General features: G+C 71.3%; 13 protein-coding genes. 6 read left to right on the forward strand and 7 right to left on the reverse strand.

Going from position 1 to position 18,756, the window contains the following annotated elements; all coding sequences use genetic code 11:
- The first annotated feature begins 2 nt into the window (after nucleotides 1-2).
- Genes OG568_RS13165 through OG568_RS13175 form a run of 3 tightly spaced genes read left to right on the forward strand, consistent with a single transcriptional unit; the run spans nucleotide 3 to nucleotide 3,949 of the window.
- Nucleotides 3-806, forward strand: a complete 804-nt coding sequence (locus OG568_RS13165; RefSeq protein WP_266587072.1) for an alpha/beta fold hydrolase — start codon at nucleotides 3-5, stop codon at nucleotides 804-806.
- Entirely contained in the window at nucleotides 807-2,003 is a 1,197-nt protein-coding gene (locus OG568_RS13170) for a glycosyltransferase (RefSeq protein WP_329531636.1), read from the forward strand.
- A complete protein-coding gene (locus OG568_RS13175) occupies nucleotides 2,000-3,949 on the forward strand; it encodes an ABC transporter ATP-binding protein (protein WP_329531637.1) in 1,950 nt (649 codons plus the stop codon). Before OG568_RS13170 ends, OG568_RS13175 begins: the two co-directional genes overlap by 4 nt.
- On the opposite strand, the gene OG568_RS13180 is transcribed toward OG568_RS13175, so the two are convergent.
- Nucleotides 3,906-5,669 carry a hypothetical protein gene (locus tag OG568_RS13180; RefSeq protein ID WP_329531638.1) on the reverse strand — a complete coding sequence of 588 codons (1,764 nt, stop codon included), beginning with the start codon at nucleotides 5,667-5,669 and terminating at the stop codon, nucleotides 3,906-3,908. The two genes, OG568_RS13175 and OG568_RS13180, sit on opposite strands and share 44 nt — an antisense overlap.
- A gap of 204 nt (nucleotides 5,670-5,873) precedes the next feature.
- Between OG568_RS13180 and OG568_RS13185 the strand changes: the two genes are divergently transcribed.
- Nucleotides 5,874-6,641 (forward strand): polysaccharide deacetylase family protein, encoded by a 768-nt coding sequence (locus tag OG568_RS13185; protein WP_443077864.1) that lies wholly within the window; start codon nucleotides 5,874-5,876, stop codon nucleotides 6,639-6,641.
- A 10-nt stretch (nucleotides 6,642-6,651) separates the two neighbouring features.
- Here OG568_RS13185 and OG568_RS13190 read toward each other — a convergent pair whose 3' ends face one another.
- The gene (locus tag OG568_RS13190) at nucleotides 6,652-7,866 is read right to left on the reverse strand and encodes a cytochrome P450 family protein (protein ID WP_329531640.1); all 1,215 of its coding nucleotides are present in this window, start codon (nucleotides 7,864-7,866) and stop codon (nucleotides 6,652-6,654) included.
- Nucleotides 7,867-8,209: 343 nt separating this feature from the next.
- Between OG568_RS13190 and OG568_RS13195 the strand changes: the two genes are divergently transcribed.
- Both OG568_RS13195 and OG568_RS13200 read left to right on the forward strand, forming a co-directional pair.
- Nucleotides 8,210-8,656: an SRPBCC family protein gene (locus OG568_RS13195; protein ID WP_329531641.1), complete on the forward strand. Its 447-nt coding sequence runs from the start codon at nucleotides 8,210-8,212 to the stop codon at nucleotides 8,654-8,656.
- Between the two features lie 108 nt (nucleotides 8,657-8,764).
- On the forward strand, nucleotides 8,765-11,731 hold the full coding sequence (locus tag OG568_RS13200) for a SpoIIE family protein phosphatase (protein ID WP_329531642.1): 2,967 nt from the start codon (nucleotides 8,765-8,767) through the stop codon (nucleotides 11,729-11,731).
- A 28-nt stretch (nucleotides 11,732-11,759) separates the two neighbouring features.
- Here the strand turns inward: OG568_RS13200 and OG568_RS13205 are convergent, their stop codons facing one another.
- From OG568_RS13205 to OG568_RS13225, 5 genes are all read right to left on the reverse strand, one after another.
- Nucleotides 11,760-12,911: an XdhC family protein gene (locus OG568_RS13205; protein ID WP_329531643.1), complete on the reverse strand. Its 1,152-nt coding sequence runs from the start codon at nucleotides 12,909-12,911 to the stop codon at nucleotides 11,760-11,762.
- Nucleotides 12,912-12,967: 56 nt separating this feature from the next.
- Nucleotides 12,968-14,425, reverse strand: coding sequence for an NCS2 family permease (locus OG568_RS13210; RefSeq protein WP_329531644.1), 1,458 nt, complete (start codon nucleotides 14,423-14,425; stop codon nucleotides 12,968-12,970).
- 109 nt (nucleotides 14,426-14,534) lie between these two features.
- Complete coding sequence (locus OG568_RS13215; RefSeq protein WP_329531645.1) at nucleotides 14,535-16,919, reverse strand: xanthine dehydrogenase family protein molybdopterin-binding subunit; 2,385 nt, start codon at nucleotides 16,917-16,919, stop codon at nucleotides 14,535-14,537.
- A gap of 2 nt (nucleotides 16,920-16,921) precedes the next feature.
- Entirely contained in the window at nucleotides 16,922-17,506 is a 585-nt protein-coding gene (locus OG568_RS13220; RefSeq protein WP_329531646.1) for a (2Fe-2S)-binding protein, read from the reverse strand.
- Nucleotides 17,506-18,396 (reverse strand): FAD binding domain-containing protein, encoded by an 891-nt coding sequence (locus tag OG568_RS13225; protein WP_329531647.1) that lies wholly within the window; start codon nucleotides 18,394-18,396, stop codon nucleotides 17,506-17,508. The genes OG568_RS13220 and OG568_RS13225 overlap by 1 nt, the downstream gene beginning before the upstream one ends.
- Nucleotides 18,397-18,756: the final 360 nt, after the last annotated feature.

The following is an 18,756-nucleotide window of genomic DNA, read 5'->3' on the forward strand; positions in this document are numbered from 1 at the left end:
CCATGGCGACGACGCGGGTGAACGGCATCGACGTACACGTCCAGCGGCTGGGTCACGACAGCGGCTCCCCGCGCCCCGTCGTGGTCCTCATCCACGGCCTGCTCATCGACACTCTCGCCAGCTACTACTTCAGCCTCGCGCCGCGCCTCGCCGAGGAGGGCCTGGACGTCGTCATGTACGACCTGCGCGGGCACGGCAAGACCTCCCGGCCGCCGACCGGTTACCGGATGGAGGACTTCGTCGCCGACCTCGACGCACTGCTCGACGCGCTGGCGATCGACCGCCCGGTGCACCTGGTCGGCAACTCCTTCGGCGGCGCCGTCGCGTACGCCATGGCCGCCGCCCGCCCCGAGCGGGTCGCCAGTGTCATCGCCATCGAGGCCGAACCGCCCGCCCGGACCTGGGCCGAGACCATGTCCGCGGGCCTGGTCGGCGAGGGGGGCGGCCTGGTGGTCCAGGAAGTCATCCAGTGGCTGCGGGAGAACCCCGGCCGGCACAACGAGCGGCCGTTCCGGGCCGCGGGCCGGGTGCTCGACGAGACCGCGCTCGCCCAGGAGCTCCCGCTCAGCGCTCTGATCGACGAGGACCTGTCGGCGATCCGCTGCCCGGTCTTCGCCATCTTCGGCGGCGCGTCGTACCTCTCCGCCCAGACCGGGATGCTGGAGGCCTCGCTCGCCGACTGCCGCACGGTCGTGCTGCCCGACCGCGGTCACTCGGTACTGGTGGAGGCCACCACGGACACCTACGCCCTGGTCCGCGACTGGCTGCTCCGCCAGGAGGCGCACACCCTGCGGGAGGCGCTCTAGATGGGCAGGTTCCTGCTCGTGGTGCCGCCACTGGTCGGACACGTCAACCCGGCCGTGGGCACCGCGGCGGCGCTCGCCGGGCGCGGGCACGAGATCGTGTGGGCGGGCCACCCCGAACTCGTCCACGCCCTCGTCGGATCCGACGCCGTCGTCTTCCCCTGTGCCCTCCCCGAGGACGGACTCTCCCGGCCCGCCGGTCTGAAGGGACCGGCCGCGTTCCAGTTCCTCTGGGAGAGCTTCCTCGTTCCACTGGCGGACGCGATGGCGCCCGGGGTACGGACGGCGATCGAGGCGTACGACCCCGATGTCGTCGTCTGCGACCAGCAGGCGGTGGCGGGTGCGCTGGTCGCCGAATCGCTCGGGCGCCTCTGGGTGACCTCCGCCACCACCTCCGCCGAACTGGTCGACCCGCTGGCCGGCATGCCGAAGGTCACGGCGTGGCTGGAGGGGCTGCTGGCGGGGTTGCGGAACCGGATCTGCGACGGTTTCGGCTCGGCGGACCCCCGCTTCTCCCCGCACGGCGTCCTGGCGTACACCACCCGCGCGCTGCTCGGTCCGGCCGAACTGCCCGACCGGGTGTGGCTGGTGGGCCCCTCCGTCGCCGCCCGCACCGCGAGTGGCGACGACTTCCCCTGGGACTGGCTGGACGCATCACCTCTGCCCGTCGTCCTGGTCAGTCTCGGCACGGCCAACAACGACGCCGGGGCCCGTTTTCTGAACGCGGCCGCGCAGGGGCTGGGCGAACTGACGGGCCGAGTACGGGCGGTGCTCGTGGATCCCGGCGGGCTGGTCGAGGCGCCGGTCCCCGACAACGTCCTCCTGCGCCCCCACGTCCCCCAACTCGCCCTCCTCCCACGCCTCGACGCGGTCGTCTGTCACGCCGGGCACAACACCGTGTGCGAGGCGCTGTGGCACGGTGTCCCGCTCGTCGTGGCGCCGATCCGGGACGATCAGCCCATCGTCGCCGGGCAGGTCGTGGACGCGGGTGCGGGGGTACGGCTGCGGTTCGGCCGCGCGGACGCGGCCAGGATCCGCGCGGCGGTCGAGACGGTCCTCGACCCGGCCGAGGGCCACCGGAAGGCGGCCGAGGCCGTCGGGGAGTCCTTCCGCGCCGCGGGCGGCAGCGCCTCCGCCGCCGCCCGTCTCGAAGCGCTGGCGGCCGGTTCGGACATGACGGGAGGACGAGGCGACGCATGAGCGACAACGGCACGCCCGAGCACCGGCCGACAGCCGACCGCCCTCGTCCCGACCCGGACCAGGACCAGGACCAGGAGCACGTTCCGACAGCGCCCGCGTCGCCGTGGCCCGACCCGACCGACGCCTCACCAGAACCCGAACCGGCCACCCCGGACCCGCCCACCGGCTCGCTCGTCGCTCTCGTCGCCTACGCCTGGCCCCACTGGCGCGTGCTGCTCCTCTCCCTCGTGCTCACTCTCCTGGCCAGTGTGTCGGGGCTGGTGCAGCCGAAGTTCGCGCAGGCGATCCTGGACCGGCTGGACGGCGGCGGCAGCGTGGTCGCGCCGGTCGCGCTGCTGGCCGTGTTCCTGGTCGCGGGCGCCCTGCTCACCGGTCTCAACGCCTGGCTCCAGCAACGGACTTCGGAGCGGGTGGTGCGAGAGGTGCGGCGCGGTCTCGTGCACCGTCTGATCCGGCTGCGGGTCGCCGAGCTGGACCGGCGGGCCCCCGGCGACCTGATAGCCCGCGTCACCTCCGACAGCACGCTGCTCAAGAGCGCCGCCACCGAGGGCCTGATCATGACGGTCAACGGCGTCCTGACCTTCGCCGGGGCACTGTTCATGATGGCGACGCTCGACGCGCGTCTGCTCGGCGTCACGCTGCTGGTGCTGACGATGGTCGGTGTCGTGATCACCGTCGTCCTGCCCCGCATCAAGGCCGCCGTGGCCCGCTCCCAGGCGTCCGTCGGAGCGGTCGGCGCCGTCCTCGACCGCACCCTCGGCGCGGCCCGCACGGTCAAGGCCAACGGCGCCGAGGGCCGCGAGACGCGCACCGCCGAGGACGCGGTCGACGAGGCGTACGCCGCCGGGCTGGTCGGCGCCCGCTACAGCGCCCTCGTCACCATGGTCGGCGGCGCCGCCATCCAGACCGCGTTCCTGGTGGTGCTCGGCGTGGGCGGCACCTTCGTCGCCCACCACTCGATGTCGGTCTCCGAACTGATCGCCTTCCTCCTGTACGTCTTCTTCCTGGCGAGCCCGGTGTCACAGCTGGTCGGCGGCGCGGCCCAACTCCAGCAGGGGCTGGGCGCGGTGGGCAGGATCCAGGAGGCGGGCGCGCTGCCGGTCGAGGACGACATCGACACGGCCGAACCCGCGCACACGCCCGCCGACGCCGCACCACCGGCCGTCGAACTGACCGGGGTCGAGTTCACCTATCCCGGCCGCGCCCCGGCCCTGCGCGGCGTGAGCTTCACCGTTCCCGGGGGCACCCGGACCGCGCTGGTCGGTCTGTCGGGCGCGGGCAAGACCACCCTCTTCTCCCTCCTCCAGCGCTTCTACGAGCCGACCGCGGGCACGATCAGGATCGGCGGCCAGGACATCGCGGCCCTGCCGCGCGCCGAGGTCCGGCGCCGGATCGCGTACGTCGAGCAGGACTCCCCCGTGATGGCCGGCACCCTCCGCGACAACCTGCTGTACGCGGCGCCGTCGGCGACCGGGGAGCAGCTGGCCGAGGCCCTGGCCGTCACCCGCCTCGACGGCCTCCTCGCCCGCCTGCCCCAGGGCCTGGACACGCCCGTGGGCCCGCGCGGAGTCACCCTGTCCGGCGGCGAACGCCAGCGGCTCGCCATCGCCCGCGCCCTGCTGCGCCGGCCCCAGGTGCTCCTCCTCGACGAGGCGACGGCCCAGCTCGACGCCCGCAACGAACAGGCCCTCGGCGAACTCGTCGCCCGCACCGCGGGCCGCTGCACGGTCCTGCTGATCGCCCACCGGCTGTCCACGGTCACCGACGCCGACCAGATCGTGGTCCTGGAACACGGCGACGTCCGCGCCGTGGGCACCCACCGCTCGCTGGTCGACGACGACGACCTCTACCGCGAACTGGCCGCCACCCAACTCCTGGCCGCCGAACCGGCGGAGCACCCCGTCAGCGCAGCGTCAACCGGTACGTCAGCGGTGAGCGCCCCGTGATCAGGACCCGCACCCCGTCCGGGGTCAGGGAGCCGCTCAGCCACGCGTAGCGCTCGCCCGGGTCGACCACCGCCGGCTGGCGGCCGCCCTTGCCGTTGCCGGGGCCGAAGGTGATGTGGTCGGTGCCGACGGTGTAGGTGGCCTCGCCGGAGACGAGTTGGAAGGTGTCCGGGGAGCCGGGGACGGGTTCGAGGCCGTCCCCGGTCAGGGTGCCGCCGGGGCGGAAACAGAGTTCGAGGGCGAGCGGGCTCGCGCAGCCCTCGCCGGAGAGGTCGAAGGAGATGTCCCAGGCTCCGGTGCCGACCTCACGGACCAGGACTTCGGTGCGGAGTGTGCGGTACTCCTTCGGGCGGTGCGGGAAGTCCATCGCGGACCAGAAGCGGCTGTCGTCGCTGAGGGCGTAGGCGCCGTCGGGGCGGCGGTGCTCGGGCGGCAGCGGGTGGTGGAAGGCGCCGCGCACCTCGGCGTGCAGCCGCCAGCCGTCGTCCGTGCGTTCCAGTCCCTCCGACCGGAAGTGGCCGAGCGCGAAGAACCGCGGGGCCAGCCGGAGCGAGTCGAGGATCGCGGCGCCCTTGCGCATCTTGAAGAAGGTCGGGTTGGTGGACAGACCGGACGAGATGGCGTGCAGTTCCGGGAAGTCGGTACCGCCGAAGATGCTCGCCGTGTGCGTCCCGCGGCGCACCCGGACCAGGCGGCTGCTGTCGTCGTGGTGCTCGAAGCCGTCGGGCAGGGAGGTCACTTCGGGCAGCGGGGCGGCGAGTTCCGGCTGGTCCAGGACCTGGGCGAGGCGTTCGCCGGCCGGGGTCTCGCCGAAGGTCTGGCCGGTGCCGCGCTCCTGGAGCAGCGCGGCCACCGCCGCGAACCGTCCGTCGCCGTCGCGCAGCGCCATCTCCCGGTACTGGAGCCAGAGCTCGGGCAGATGCTGGACCCTCGTCTGGTCCTGGCGGCGTGAATGGACCGTCTCCACCTCGCCGTTGGGCTCGATGACGTACAGGTTGGCGGCCAGGTTGTCGCGTACGTTCGTGTAGAGGTCCGTACGTCCGTAGTGGCGGGCCAGCACGAGCAGCGCCGGATTGGTCACCACGGCCGAGTAGATGGGGCTGCGTTCGCTGTACTCGCCGCCGGGCAGCTGGTCGATGCCCTCGGCGAGCCAGCTCTCGATGCGCTCGGGGTAGGCAGGGTCGGGCCAGCGGGCGTGGATGCGGGCGAGGGCCGCGCAGACCAGCCATCGGTGGTTGGCGGTGTGCACGCCCCCGGTGGCGAGGGAGGGGCCCGCGAGGCGCAGGATCCGCTCGATCGTCGCGCGCAGCCCGGTGGTCGGCTCGTGGGCGTCCTCGTCGAGCAGGTGATGAATCAGGTTGAGGTCGACGACCGAGAAGGCGGTGTCCGCCGGGTTGCCGTCCGCCCCGTGCTCCCACAGTCCGTTGTCGTACTGCTCCTCGGCGAGCGCGTCGGCGAGTTCGGCGGCGGGGCCGAGGAGCGCGGCGGAGTGGTGGTAGGCCGAGCCCTCGTGCACGTACACCGAGACGAGCGTGCGCAGTGAACGGGTGGCAGCGCGGGCCTCGCCGCCGTCACGGAGTTCGACGAGAGCGGCGGCGTACCCGTCGAGGACGGCCTTGGCGCTGGTCTCGGCGGTCGCGGTGAGGAACTCGACGAACGCGGTGTCGAGGGGGACGCCGGCGTCCGCGAGGGCGGCGAGGAAGGTCTTGCGGGGTGTCACTGGGGCTCCTCCCCCTACAGAAAGCGCTTGCACACGGAGTGACCCTACTTAATGTGTGGATGTCACTACAAGCCCCGTCCGGGTGTGAGCGCTACTGGGCGTCCGACCGGGGATTTCTCCGGAACCCGGACGTCACGGGAACCCCTATACATGCGGTGTATACACCAGATGTAGAGTCTGCGCATGCCTTCGCTGACCATGAAGATGAGAAGACCGGGGACCAGGTTGCGTTCGACGGCCGCCTTTCTGGCGGCCGTTTCGCTTGCCCTGCCGCTGACGGGCTGCACGACCCTCCACACCACCGCGCCGGCCGCCGCCCGCGCGCAGGCCGCCGCCGGCACCCCGGCGAAGTTCGGGACCGTGGACTGCCGCCAGGCCAAGTGCATCGCGCTGACCTTCGACGCCGGGCCGAGCGAGAACTCGGCCAAGCTCCTCGACGTACTCAAGGAGAAGCAGGTCCCGGCGACCTTCTTCCTGTTGGGCAAGCGGCACATCGAGAAGTATCCGGAGCTCGTCAAGCGGATGGCCGCCGAGGGACACGAGGTCGCCAGTCACACCTGGGACCACAAGATCCTGACGGAGATCAAGCCGGCGGAGATACGCGAGGAGTTGGAGAAGCCCGACGACGCGATAGAGAAGCTCACCGGAAAGCGGCCGACGCTCATGCGCCCGCCGCAGGGGCGGACCGACGACACCGTGCACAAGATCTGCCGCGAGCTCGGCCTCTCGGAGGTCCTGTGGAGCGTGACGGCCAAGGACTACAAGACGTACGACCCCAAGGTCATACAGGAGCGCGTGCTGAAGCAGTCGACCCGGGACGGGATCATCCTGCTGCACGACCTCTACCCGGGCACCGTGCCCGCGGTGCCCGGGATCATCGACGCGCTCAAGGAGCGGGGGTACGTGTTCGTGACCGTGCCGCAGCTGCTGGCGCCGGGGAAGGCGAAGCCCGGTACCGTCTACCGCCCCTGACGGCCGCGTGTCAGCTCAGCCGCACCGGCAGCACCCGGTAGCCGTGGCCGATGAAGGACTCGGCGAGGCGGGCCGGACCCTGCGTGTCGTCGAGGCCCAGGCCCGGGAAACGGGCGAAGAGCGCGGGGAGCGCGAGGGACGCCTCCAGGCGGGCCAGTGGGGCGCCGATGCAGTAGTGGGCGCCGTGGCCGAAGGCGAGGTGCTCCTTGTCCGTGCGGGTCAGGTCGAAGCGGCCCGCGCTCTCGCCGTGCCGCAGGGGATCGCGGCCGGCCGCCGCGTACGTCGCCAGGATCGCGTCGCCCCGCGCGATCAGCGTGCCGTCCGGGAGCTTGATGTCCTCGACGGCGTACCGCAGCGGGAGGTTGGCGATGGAGGGGGCCCAGCGGAGGGTCTCCTCGATCACCTCGCTCCAGGGGATCTCGCCGTTCTGTACGCGGAGCAACTGCTCGGGGTGGGTCAGCAGGGCGTGCACCGCGTTGCCGATCAGGTTGACGGTGGTCTCGTGGCCCGCGCCGATGACGAGGAGGAGGGTGTCGATCAGTTCGCTCTCGGCGAGTTGCGAACCCTCCTCGTCCCGGGCCGCGATCAGAGCGGTGGTCAGGTCGTCGCCCGGCCGCTCGCGCTTGGCGGCGACCAGTCCGGCGAGCAGTTCATGGACTTCCCGGTAGGTGGCCATGGCCTGTTCGGGGGTGATGGTGGTGTCCATGTTGGCCTCGATGAGGCGTGCGATATCGGCGCGCCGGTCCTCGGGCAGGCCGAACAGCTCGCAGATCACCTGCATCGGAAGCGGGTGCGCGTAGGCGGACCGCAGGTCGACCCGCCCGTCGGGCGCCTCGGCCATCCGGTCGAGCAGCGTGGCGGCGAGTTCCTCGATGCGGGGCTTGAGCGCGTCCGTGCGGCGTTTGGTGAACGCGGGCGAGACGAGTTTGCGCAGCCTGCGGTGGTCGGCGCCGTACGCGGTGAACATGTTGGTGACGCCGACCCACAGGGTGATCCAGCTCTCGCGGTACTCACCCTCGATCCAGGCGGGCCAGTGCTGGTTGGGATCCTTGGACACCCGGTCGTCGGCGAGGAGTTGCCTGAGGGTCTCGTACCGGGTGGGCGCCCAGGCCCGTATGCCGCCCGGCAGTTCGATGAGGGCCGCGGCGCCGCGGCCGCGCAGCAGATCCGCCTCGCCGTGGAGGTCGGCGCCCGCGGGGTCGATGACGTAGGGCTGGTCCGGCACGTGAACTCCTGCTCTCTGGACCGGTCGGCCGTCGGGGTCCCCGGCACCTCGGGCGACCGCTGGATCATGGGGGACACACAGCAAACGGGGGGCGCTCCCCGGATAGCCTGGTGGCTGGCGGACGGCATGTCAACAGCGTTGGAATGAACGGGAGTTACCCGCGACCGAGCCGGACTGACCCGCGGGATCGTGGGTGGGTCGGGGCCGTGCCGGTACGTCGAGCCCGTCGCCGCCGGATCAGACGTCGCCCCGCGGGGAGCCACTTCCGGACCCGAACGTAGGCGACGGGCTTGCGACGTACCGGCACGGCCCCTTCCGTGCGTCGGCCGCCTACGATCGGCCCGTGGCCCTCTTCCAACTGGAGCGCGTGTCCTCCTGCCCCGTCGAGGAGAGCTGGCGTCGCCTCACCGACTGGCCCCGGCACGCCGCCGTCGTCCCGCTGACCCGGGTCACCGTGCGCACCCCGCCGCCGACCGGTGAGGGCACGGTGTTCGTCGCCCGGTCGGGGGTGGCTCCGGTGGCCTTCGACGACCCCATGGAGGTCGTCACCTGGCGACCGCCCCTGGACGGGAGCGCGGGAAGGTGCCGGCTGGTCAAGCGCGGCACGTTCGTCACGGGGTGGGCCGAGATCGAGGTCCGTCCGGTGACCGGCGGGGGCTCACGGGTGCTCTGGCGGGAGGATCTGAACGTGCGGTGGCTGCCGCGATTCCTCGACCGGCCACTGGGGTGGGCGGGGCGGTGGATGTTCGGACGAGCGGTGGAAGGGCTGCTGCGGCCGGGGGCCGCCTGACGACGCCCCGTCTCCGGTCTCGGCCGCACCGCCCGGGACTCCGACGCTCCGTGCCCGGGACGGATCACACACCACTGTATGAAACGGGATAATTGTAGGCTTTGCGTCATGAATGCACGGCTGGCTCTGCTCAGCGCAGTGGAACCCGGTGTCGTGGAGAGTGAAGTCTTCCGGCTGGCGCTCCAGCACACGGTGGGGGAGCTGGGCGCCCTGGGGGGCATGATCCATCTACGGGGTCCCATGTCCGCGCTGCGCCTGGTGTCGGCGGCCGGTCTTCCCGCCGCCCTCACCCGGCCCTGGGAGATCATCGACCAGGAAGGCCCGCTGGCCCCGGCCCGGGTCCTGCACCAGGGACGGGGCGTGTGGGCTCCGGCGGAATCCGGCGAACAGCCCGTCTCCGCCGGATCCGGCGCGGTCTCATGGCCCGGGACCGGGCTGGCGTCGGTGCCGGTGTTCTACGGTGACCGCGGTATCGGCGCGCTCACCGTGGTGATGGGCGACCAGGGGGAGCCGACCGCCGAGCAGTGGGGTTTCCTCCAGGCCGTGATCGCCTGGACCGAGGAGCGCATCCGCCAGGCACCGCCCCCCGCTCGGCACCTCCGGGAGGAACTGAGCGGTGACCTGCTGCGGCAGGCTCTGAAGGAGGTCCCGGTCGGCTCGTGGGACTGGAACGTCCAGACCGGCGAGCTGGTCTGGGACGAGGCCGCCCTGGAGCTCTACCGCACCAGTCCGGCCGATTTCACCGGCAGGATCGAGGACTGGATGAGGATCGTCCACCCCGACGACCTGGCGCCGACCCTGAGAGCGGCGGACAGAGCCCTCCGGCACCGTACGGTGTTCGAGGCCGAGTACCGGGTGCGCCGCCAGGACGGCACCTACGGATGGACCCAGACCCGCGCCCGGGCGACCTACGACGCTCAGGGCGAACCCGTACGAATGATCGGCATGGGATGGGAGAGCAACGAGTCCCGCTCCGCCCTCGACGCGCTCAGCCGGGCTCTTCGCCACATGAGTGACGGCTTCCTCGCCGTGGACGACCGCTGGCGGATCCTCTTCCTGAACCTGGCGGCGGAGCACATGCTGGGCTCCTCCGAGGAGGAGGTGTTCGGCCGCGTTCTGTGGGAGCTTCCCTCCGTCCAGCAGGTCCCCGGCCTGGAGAGGCGCTGCCGGGAGGCCGCCGCCGCGCAGCGGCCCGCCGGCTTCGACATGGAGGCTCCGGACACCGGGCGCCTCCTCCACCTGCGGCTGGTCCCGGGACCCGACGGCCTCACCCTCTACTTCACCGACGTCACCGAAAAGCGGCGGCACGAGGCCGAACGGGCCGCCGCCGCGCACGCCGCCACCGAGCGCGCCGCCCGGATCGCCGAGCTGACCGCCTCCCTCGCCAAGGCGACGACCTCTCGGGACGTGGTGGAGGCGGTCGCGCGGCGCGTGCTGCCGCCGTTCGGCGCCTCCGGTCTTCTGGTGCAGATCATCGAAGGCGACCGGCTGTACAACGTCGGGGCCGTCGGCTATCCACGCGCCTTCCTCGACTCGATCAACGGCGTCCCGCGGGTGGTCCACGACCCGTTCTGGGACACGATCACGTCCGGCACGCCGCTGTTCCTCTGCTCGCGTGCCGAGTACACGACCCGCTACCCCAAGCTCGCCGCCCGGCCGACCCAGGGGCGCAAGCAGGCCTGGGCGTTCATGCCGCTGGCCGCGTCCGGCCACACGTTCGGGGTGTGTGTGGTCTCCTTCGACCAGCCGCGCCGTCTCACCGACGAGGAGCGCACCCTGCTGGCCACGATCAGTGCCCTCGTCGCGCAGGCCCTGGAGCGGGCCCGGCTCTACGACGCCGAGCACACCCGTTCCCAGGAACTCCAGCGCAGCCTGCTCCCCAGCGGCCTGCCCGCACTGCCCGCGTGCACCGCTGCCGCCCGCTACCTCCCCGCCGGGCAGGGCATGGACGTCGGCGGCGACTGGTACGACATCATCCCCCTGTCCGGCGGTCAGGTCGCCCTGGTCGTCGGAGACGTGATGGGCCACGGGCTGCCCGAGGCGGCCACCATGGGGCGGCTGCGCACAGCCGTGCACACCCTGGCCGACCTCGAACTTCCCCCCGACGAGATCATGAGCCACCTCAACGACATCGTCGGCGGCATGGCCGAGGAGTCCTACGCCACCTGCCTGTACGCGCTCTACGACTCCACCACCCAGGTCTGCTCCATCGCCCGCGCCGGGCACCCGCCGCCCGCCCTGGTCCATCCCGACGGCAGTGTGCACTTCCCGGAACTCACCCCCGATCCGCCGCTCGGCGCGGCGGAGCCGCCCTTCGAGACCTTCGAGATGACCGTGCCGGACGGGAGCCTCCTCGTCCTGTACACCGACGGCCTGGTCGAGTCGGCCACCCGCGAGATCGACGACGGCATGGCCGAACTCGCCCGGCTGCTGCGGGCCGCGCACGAGGGTTCCGGCGAAGTGGCCGCCGACCTGGAGTGCCTCTGCGACACCGTCACCGCCGGACTGCTGCCCGCCGAGGACTCCACCGCCGACGACGCGGCCCTCCTCGTCGCCCGCCTCCACGCGCTGACCGACGACGACATGGCTTCCTGGCTGCTCCCCGAGGACCCGCGAGCGGCCGGGGAGGCCCGCTGTCACGTCCGCGAGCAGCTCCACACCTGGGGCCTGGACAACCTGACGCCCACGACGGAACTCCTCGTCAGCGAGCTGGTCGGCAACGTCGTGCGCCATGCGAAGGGACCGGTGCGGCTGCGCCTCCTGCGCGGCCCCGAGCTGGTCTGCGAGGTCTTCGACGGGAGTCTGACCATGCCGCGCATCCGCCGGGCGTCGGAGACCGACGAAGGCGGACGCGGACTGCAACTCATCACCGCGCTCTCCCGCCGCTGGGGCACCCGCTACACGGCGAACGGAAAGTGCATCTGGACCGAGCAGCCGCTGCTCGGCCCGGACAGCCCGGCAGGCCTGTCGGCCGACGTCCTGGACCTGCCGCTGCTGGACTGCGAGGAGTTCGCCCGAGACCTGGAAGAGCTCACTTCCGACGACCGGGAACTGCCCGGCTCGGCCCCCCAGTAGCCGCCCCGCGCCGCTCCCCGGACCCGGCTCAGGCCACCGACCCGATCCGCCGCGCCGCAGCCGACGTCGCGTCGTGGTGGATCGGTGTGTGCGCCCCGGTGAGCGACACCCCGCTTCCCCCGCGCCGGTCGGCCACGATCTCCGAGGCGATGGACAGAGCCGTCTCCTCCGGGGTGCGGGCGCCCAGGTCGAGGCCGATGGGGGACCTGAGGCGCGCCAACTCCAGCTCGGTGACACCGACTTCGCGCAGGCGGTCGTTGCGGTCCAGGTGCGTGCGCCGGGAGCCCATCGCGCCGACGTACGCGACCGGAAGCCGCAGGGCGAGGCGCAGCAGCGGTACGTCGAACTTGGCGTCGTGGGTGAGGACGCACAGGACGGTCCGGGCGTCCACCTCCGTGCGTTCCAGGTACGTGTGGGGCCACTCGACGACGATCTCGTCGGCGTCGGGGAAGCGGGTGGCGGTCGCGAAGACCGGGCGGGCGTCGCACACCGTGACGTGAAATCCCAGGAACTTGCCCATGCGGACCAGCGCCGACGCGAAGTCGATCGCGCCGAACACGATCATGCGCGGGGGCGGCACGGACGACTCGACCAGAACGGTGAGCGGTGCTCCGCAACGGGAGCCCTGCTCTCCGATCTCCAGGCTGCCGGTGCGGCCCGCGTCCAGGAAGGCGCCCGCCTCGCCGGCCACCGTGCGGTCCAGCTCGGGATGGGCGCCGAAGCCACCCTCGTACGAGCCGTCGGGGCGGACGAGCAGCGCGCGGCCCCGCAGTTCGGCGGGTCCGCTGACGATCCGCGCGAGGGCCGCCGCCTCCCCCGTCGCGGCGGCGGCCAGCGCGGAGCCGAGCACCGGCCGGGCGGGGTCCCCCGCCCGGACCGGAGTGACGAGGATGTCGATGATGCCGCCGCAGGTCAGACCGACGGCGAAGGCGTCCTCGTCGCTGTATCCGAAGCGCTCCAGGACGGTCTCGCCGTCCTGGAGCGCCTGCCGGCACAGTTCGTAGACCGCGCCCTCCACGCACCCGCCGGAGACCGAGCCGATCGCCGTGCCGTCGGAGTCGACGGCGAGTGCGGCGCCGGGCCGGCGGGGCGCGCTGCCGCCGACGGCCACCACGGTGGCCACGGCGAAGTCGCGTCCCTGCTCGACCCACCGGTGCAGCTCTTCGGCGATGTCCAGCATGTCTCGGTCTCCTTAACAGGGGGGTGCGTGGAGGGTCGTCGACCGGAAGGGGTGGGTCAGTGCACGCCCATCCAGCTCTCGATCGGGTTCAGGTTGAAGAAGACGAGGAAGATCGCCGTCAGGCTCCACATGAATGCCCCGATCTCCCGGGCCTTGCCCTGGGCGATCTTGATGGCGACGTACGACAGCACTCCGGCCGCGACGCCCGCGGTGATGGAGTACGTGAACGGCATGACGACGACGGTCAGGAAGACCGGGATCGCGGTGGCGCGGTCGGCCCAGTCCACATGGCGGGCGTTCATCATCATCATGGCGCCGATGACGACCAGCGCCGCCGCCGCGACCTCGCCGGGGACGATCGCCGTCAGCGGGGTGAAGAAGAGGCAGGCCGCGAAGAACAGGCCCGTGACGACGGAGGACAGGCCCGTACGGGCGCCCTCGCCGACCCCCGTGGCCGACTCGACGAAGACCGTCTGGCCCGACGCGCCGGCGACACCGCCGACCGCTCCGCCCGCGCCGTCGATGAACAGCGCCTTGGCCAGACCCGGCATCCGGCCCTTCGCGTCGGCCAGTCCGGCCTCCGTGCCGACGCCGATGATGGTGGCCATCGCGTCGAAGAACCCGGCGAGGACGAGCGTGAAGACGATCATGCCGACCGTCATCACGCCGACATCGCCCCAGCCGCCGAACTCGACCTTGCCGAAGAGTGAGAAGTCCGGCATCGAGACCGCGCCGCCGTGCAGTTCGGGGGCGCCGCTCGCCCACTGCTTGCCGGCGATGACGCCGAGGGCGTTGAGGACCACGGCGAGTACGGTGCCGCCGACGATGCCGATCAGGATCGCGCCGGGAATGCCGCGCGCCTGGAGCATGAAGATGGCGAGCAGGGTGGCGGCGAAGAGCAGGACCGGCCAGCCGGCGAGTTCACCGGCCGGGCCGAGGGTGACCGGGGTGGACTTCCCCTGGTGCACGAATCCGGCCTTGTAGAAGCCGATCAGCGCGACGAACAGGCCGATGCCCATGGTGATGGCGTGCTTCAGCGCCAGCGGGATCGCGTTCATGATCATCTCGCGCAGGCCGGTGACGACCAGGAGCATGATGACCACTCCGTAGATCACACACATGCCCATGGCCTGCGGCCAGGTCATCTGGGGGGCTACCTGCGAGGAGAGCACTCCGGAGACGGAGAGTCCGGCGGCGAGGGCCAACGGCACCTTGCCGAAGAAGCCCATCAGAAGGGTGCTGAAGGCCGCCGCGAACGCGGTCGCGGTGATCAGCGCGTTCTGGCCGAGCGTGTGCCCCGCCGCGTCCTTGCCGGACAGGATCAGGGGGTTCAGCAGGAGGATGTACGCCATCGCCATGAAGGTGGTGACGCCGCCGCGCACCTCACGCGCGACGGTGGATCCCCGCTGGGATATGTGGAAGTAACGGTCGAGCCAGGACCGCCCGGCCGGGACGCGGGTTCCCGCACCCGCGTCGTCGGCGACGGTCCTGGGCTCCACTGACTGCTGGGTCATGGTGCCATCTCCCAAGGTTCACAGGGGCACCCGCGTCAGCGACCACGGTGGTCGCTGCGGGATTTGGGATGGTGCACGACCCGGGGGACGGCCCGAGACGAACAGAGGGTTACTTTCCGGTCAGGTGCTCGGGACGTACCGGCGTCCTGTTGAGCTCCAGACCCGTCGCGTTCCGGATCGCCGCGAGGACGGCCGGGGTGGACGACAGGGTCGGGGCCTCGCCGATGCCACGGAGCCCGTACGGGGCGTGGTCGTCGGCGAGTTCGAGCACGTCGACCGGGATGGTCGGCGTGTCGAGAATCGTGGGGATCAGATAGTCCGTGAAGGAGGGGTTCTTCACCTTCGCGGTCTTGGGGTCGACGATGATCTCCTCCATGACCGCGATGCCCAGACCCTGGGTGGTGCCACCCTGGATCTGGCCGACGACGGACAGCGGGTTGAGCGCCTTGCCGACGTCCTGGGCGCAGGCCAGCTCGATGACCTTGACCAGCCCGAGTTCGGTGTCGACCTCGACGACCGCGCGGTGCGCGGCGAACGTGTACTGGACGTGGCCGAAGCCCTGTCCGGTGCGCAGGTCGAAGGCCTCGGTCGGGCGGTGGCGCCACTCGGCCTCGATCTCGACGGACTCGTCGCCGAGCACGTCCACCAGGTCGGCGAGCACCTCGCCGCCGTCGGTGACGACCTTGCCGCTCTCCAGGAGCAGCTCCGCCGTCGACCAAGCGGGGTGGTACGTGCCGAACTTGCGGCGGCCCAGCTCCAGGACCTTCTCGCGGACGAGCTCGCAGGAGTTCTTGACGGCGCCACCGGTGACGTACGTCTGCCGCGACGCGGACGTCGAACCGGCGCTGCCCACCTGGGTGTCGGCCGGCTGGATGGTCACCTGGGCGATGCCCAGCTCGGTGCGGGCGATCTGCGCGTGGACGGTGACACCGCCCTGGCCGACCTCGGCCATCGCGGTGTGCACGGTGGCGACCGGCTCGCCGCCGACGACCTCCATGCGGACCTTGGCCGTCGAGTAGTCGTCGAAGCCTTCGGAGAAGCCGACGTTCTTGATGCCGACCGCGTAGCCGATGCCCCGTACGACGCCCTCGCCGTGCGTGGTGTTGGAGAGGCCGCCCGGCAGCTGCCGTACGTCGGCCGCCTCGCCGGCGGTGAGCCACTGCTGCTCCGGCGGCAGCGGCATCGCCTTGACCCGGCGCAGGAGTTCGGCGACCGGGGCCGGTGAGTCGACGACCTGCCCGGTCGGCATGACGGTCCCCTGCTCCATCGCGTTGAGCTGGCGGAAGGCCACCCGGTCCATGCCCACCTTGTCGGCGAGCTTGTCCATCTGGGCCTCGTAGGCGAAGCAGGCCTGTACCGCGCCGAAGCCGCGCATGGCGCCGCAGGGCGGGTTGTTGGTGTAGAGGGCGATGGCCTCGATGTCGACGTCGTCGACGACGTACGGGCCCGCGCCCAGCGAGGAGGCGTTGCCGACGACCGCCGGGGAGGCGGAGGCGTAGGCGCCGCCGTCCAGCACGATCCGCGCCTTCAGATGGGTGAGCTTGCCGTCCTTGGTCGCCCCGTGCTCGTAGGAGAGCTTCGCGGGGTGGCGGTGGACGTGCCCGAAGAAGGACTCGAAGCGGTTGTAGACGATCTTCACGGGCTTGCCGGTACGCAGGGCGAGCAGGCACGCGTGGATCTGCATCGACAGGTCCTCACGGCCGCCGAACGCGCCGCCGACACCCGAGAGCGTCATCCGGACCTTGTCCTCGGGCAGGCCCAGGACCGGGGCGATCTGACGCAGGTCGGAGTGCAGCCACTGGGTGGCGATGTAGAGGTCGACGCCACCGTCCTCGGCGGGCACGGCGAGACCGGACTCCGGGCCGAGGAACGCCTGGTCCTGCATGCCGAAGGTGTACTCGCCCTTGACGATGAAGTCGGCCCTCTTGGCTGCCTCGTCGGCGTTGCCGCGGACGATCGGCTGGCGGTGCACGATGTTCGGGTGCGGGACGTGGCCGATGTGGTGGTCGGTGCGGCCCTCGTGGACCAGGACCGCGTCCGGCGCGGTCGCGGACGCCTCGTCCGTGATGACCGGCAGCTCGCGGTACTCGACCTTGATCTTCGCGGCGGCGCGGCGCGCGGTCTCCGGGTGGTCGGCGGCGACGATCGCGACCGGCTCACCGTGGTGGCGGACCTTGCCGTGCGCGAGGACCGGGGTGTCCTGGATCTCCAGGCCGTAGTTCTTCACGTCCGTCGGCAGGTCGTCGTACGTCATGACGGCGTAGACGCCGGGCTGCGCGAGAGCCTCGCCGGTGTCGATGGAGACGATCTCGGCGTGGGCGACCGTGGAGCGCAGGATCTGACCCCACAGCATGTCCTCGTGCCACATGTCGGACGAGTACGCGAACTCGCCGGTGACCTTGAGGATGCCGTCCGGGCGGAGCGTCGACTCGCCGATGCCGCCCCTGGTCTTGGAGCCCTGCGTGAGGTTGGTGGGTGTACCGGTGGTTCCCATGGTCAGACCGCCTCGGACTGCCGGGCGGCCGCGAGGCGGACCGCGTCCATGATCTTCTCGTAGCCGGTGCACCGGCACAGGTTGCCGGAGAGCGCCTCGCGGATGTCCGCGTCGGTCGGCGTGGGGTTGCGTTCCAGCATCTCGTCGGCGGCGACCAGCAGACCCGGGGTGCAGAAGCCGCACTGGACGGCGCCGGCGTCGATGAACGCCTGCTGGATCGGCGAGAGTTGTCCGCCCTCGCCGGTGTGGGAGTCCTGAGGCCTGGACTCCCAGCGCCTGGCCTCGTCCAGCGAGGTGCCGCAGGAGCCGGTTTCGCAACCGCCGTGCTCCGCACGCTGTTTGGCGAACTCCGCGAGGCCCTCGACCGTGACGACCTCGCGGCCCTCGACCTGACCGGCCGCGACCAGACACGAACACACCGGTACGCCGTCCAGGCGGACCGTGCAGGAACCGCACTCGCCCTGCTCGCAGGCGTTCTTGGAGCCGGGCAGACCCAGGCGCTCGCGCAGCACGTACAGGAGGGACTCGCCCTCCCACACGTCGTCGGCTTCCTGGGGACGGCCGTTGACCGTGAAATTGACGCGCATCACGCGACTCCCTCCGTGTGGGCGGCGGCGCCGCGGTACGACTCCCAGGTCCAGGTCAGGGTGCGGCGGGCCATGATGCCGACCGCGTGGCGGCGGTAGCTCGCGGTGCCCCGGACGTCGTCGATCGGGTTGCAGGCGGCGGAGCAGAGGTCCGCGAACTGCTTGGTCACCGACGGGGTGATGATCTTGCCGTTGTCCCAGAAGCCGCCCTCCTCGAGCGCCGCGTTCAGGAACTCCTCGGCGACCTTGGCGCGGACCGGGGTGGGCGCGGCCGAGCCGATGCCGGTGCGGACCGTACGCGTCTCGGGGTGCAGGGCCAGACCGAAGGCGCAGACCGCGATCACCATCGCGTTGCGGGTGCCGACCTTGGAGTACTGCTGAGGGCCGTCGGCCTTCTTGATGTGGACGGCGCGGATCAGCTCGTCGGGCGCGAGCGCGTTGCGCTTCACGCCGGCGTAGAACGCGTCGATCGGGATCAGCCGCGTTCCCCGTACGGACTCGGCCTCGACCTCGGCGCCCGCCGCGAGGAGGGCGGGGTGGGCGTCACCGGCCGGGGAGGCGGTGCCGAGGTTGCCGCCGACGCCGCCGCGGTTGCGGATCTGCGGGGAGGCCACGGTGTGGGAGGCCAGGGCCAGGCCGGGGAGTTCGCCGCGCAGGTTCTCCATGATCCGGGTGTACGGAACGGAGGCGCCCAGGCGCACGCTCTCCTCGCCGACCTCCCACTCGCTCAGCTCTCCGACGCGGTTCAGATCGAGGAGGTACTCGGGCCTGCGGTGATCGAAGTTGATCTCGACCATCACATCGGTGCCACCCGCAATCGGCACAGCGGTGGGGTGCTCGGCCTTCGCGGCGAGCGCCTCCTCCCAGCTGGCGGGGCGAAGGAAGTCCATGAGTGGCTCTCTTCTTCGTATCGTGGGTCGTTCTGATCAAGCCAGATCGTGTGCGGCGGCCCGGGCTCGTTCATGAGGTGTTCACGTGGAGTGAGGTCAGTACACAGCTCTGTGCTCCACCGGGGTCAGTCACCGAAACCATGAAGGAGTTGGCTGGCCAGGGCGCTCATCTTGTAGATTCGTATGAACGGAGGTCATCAGTAACCTCCTCGTTTTCCTCTGGAAACTTCCGATACAGCCCTTTGGAAACGACAGGAGACATCCAGCACACGCTGGGACCAGGGAGTACGGCTCGCGGACCCGCTCGCCCATTGCTCACCTTCAGATCCATCGTAGATTTCGAGACAAGAACGGCGGCGA

This window comes from Streptomyces sp. NBC_01450, from assembly GCF_036227505.1.
Taxonomy (GTDB): Bacteria; Actinomycetota; Actinomycetes; order Streptomycetales; family Streptomycetaceae; genus Streptomyces.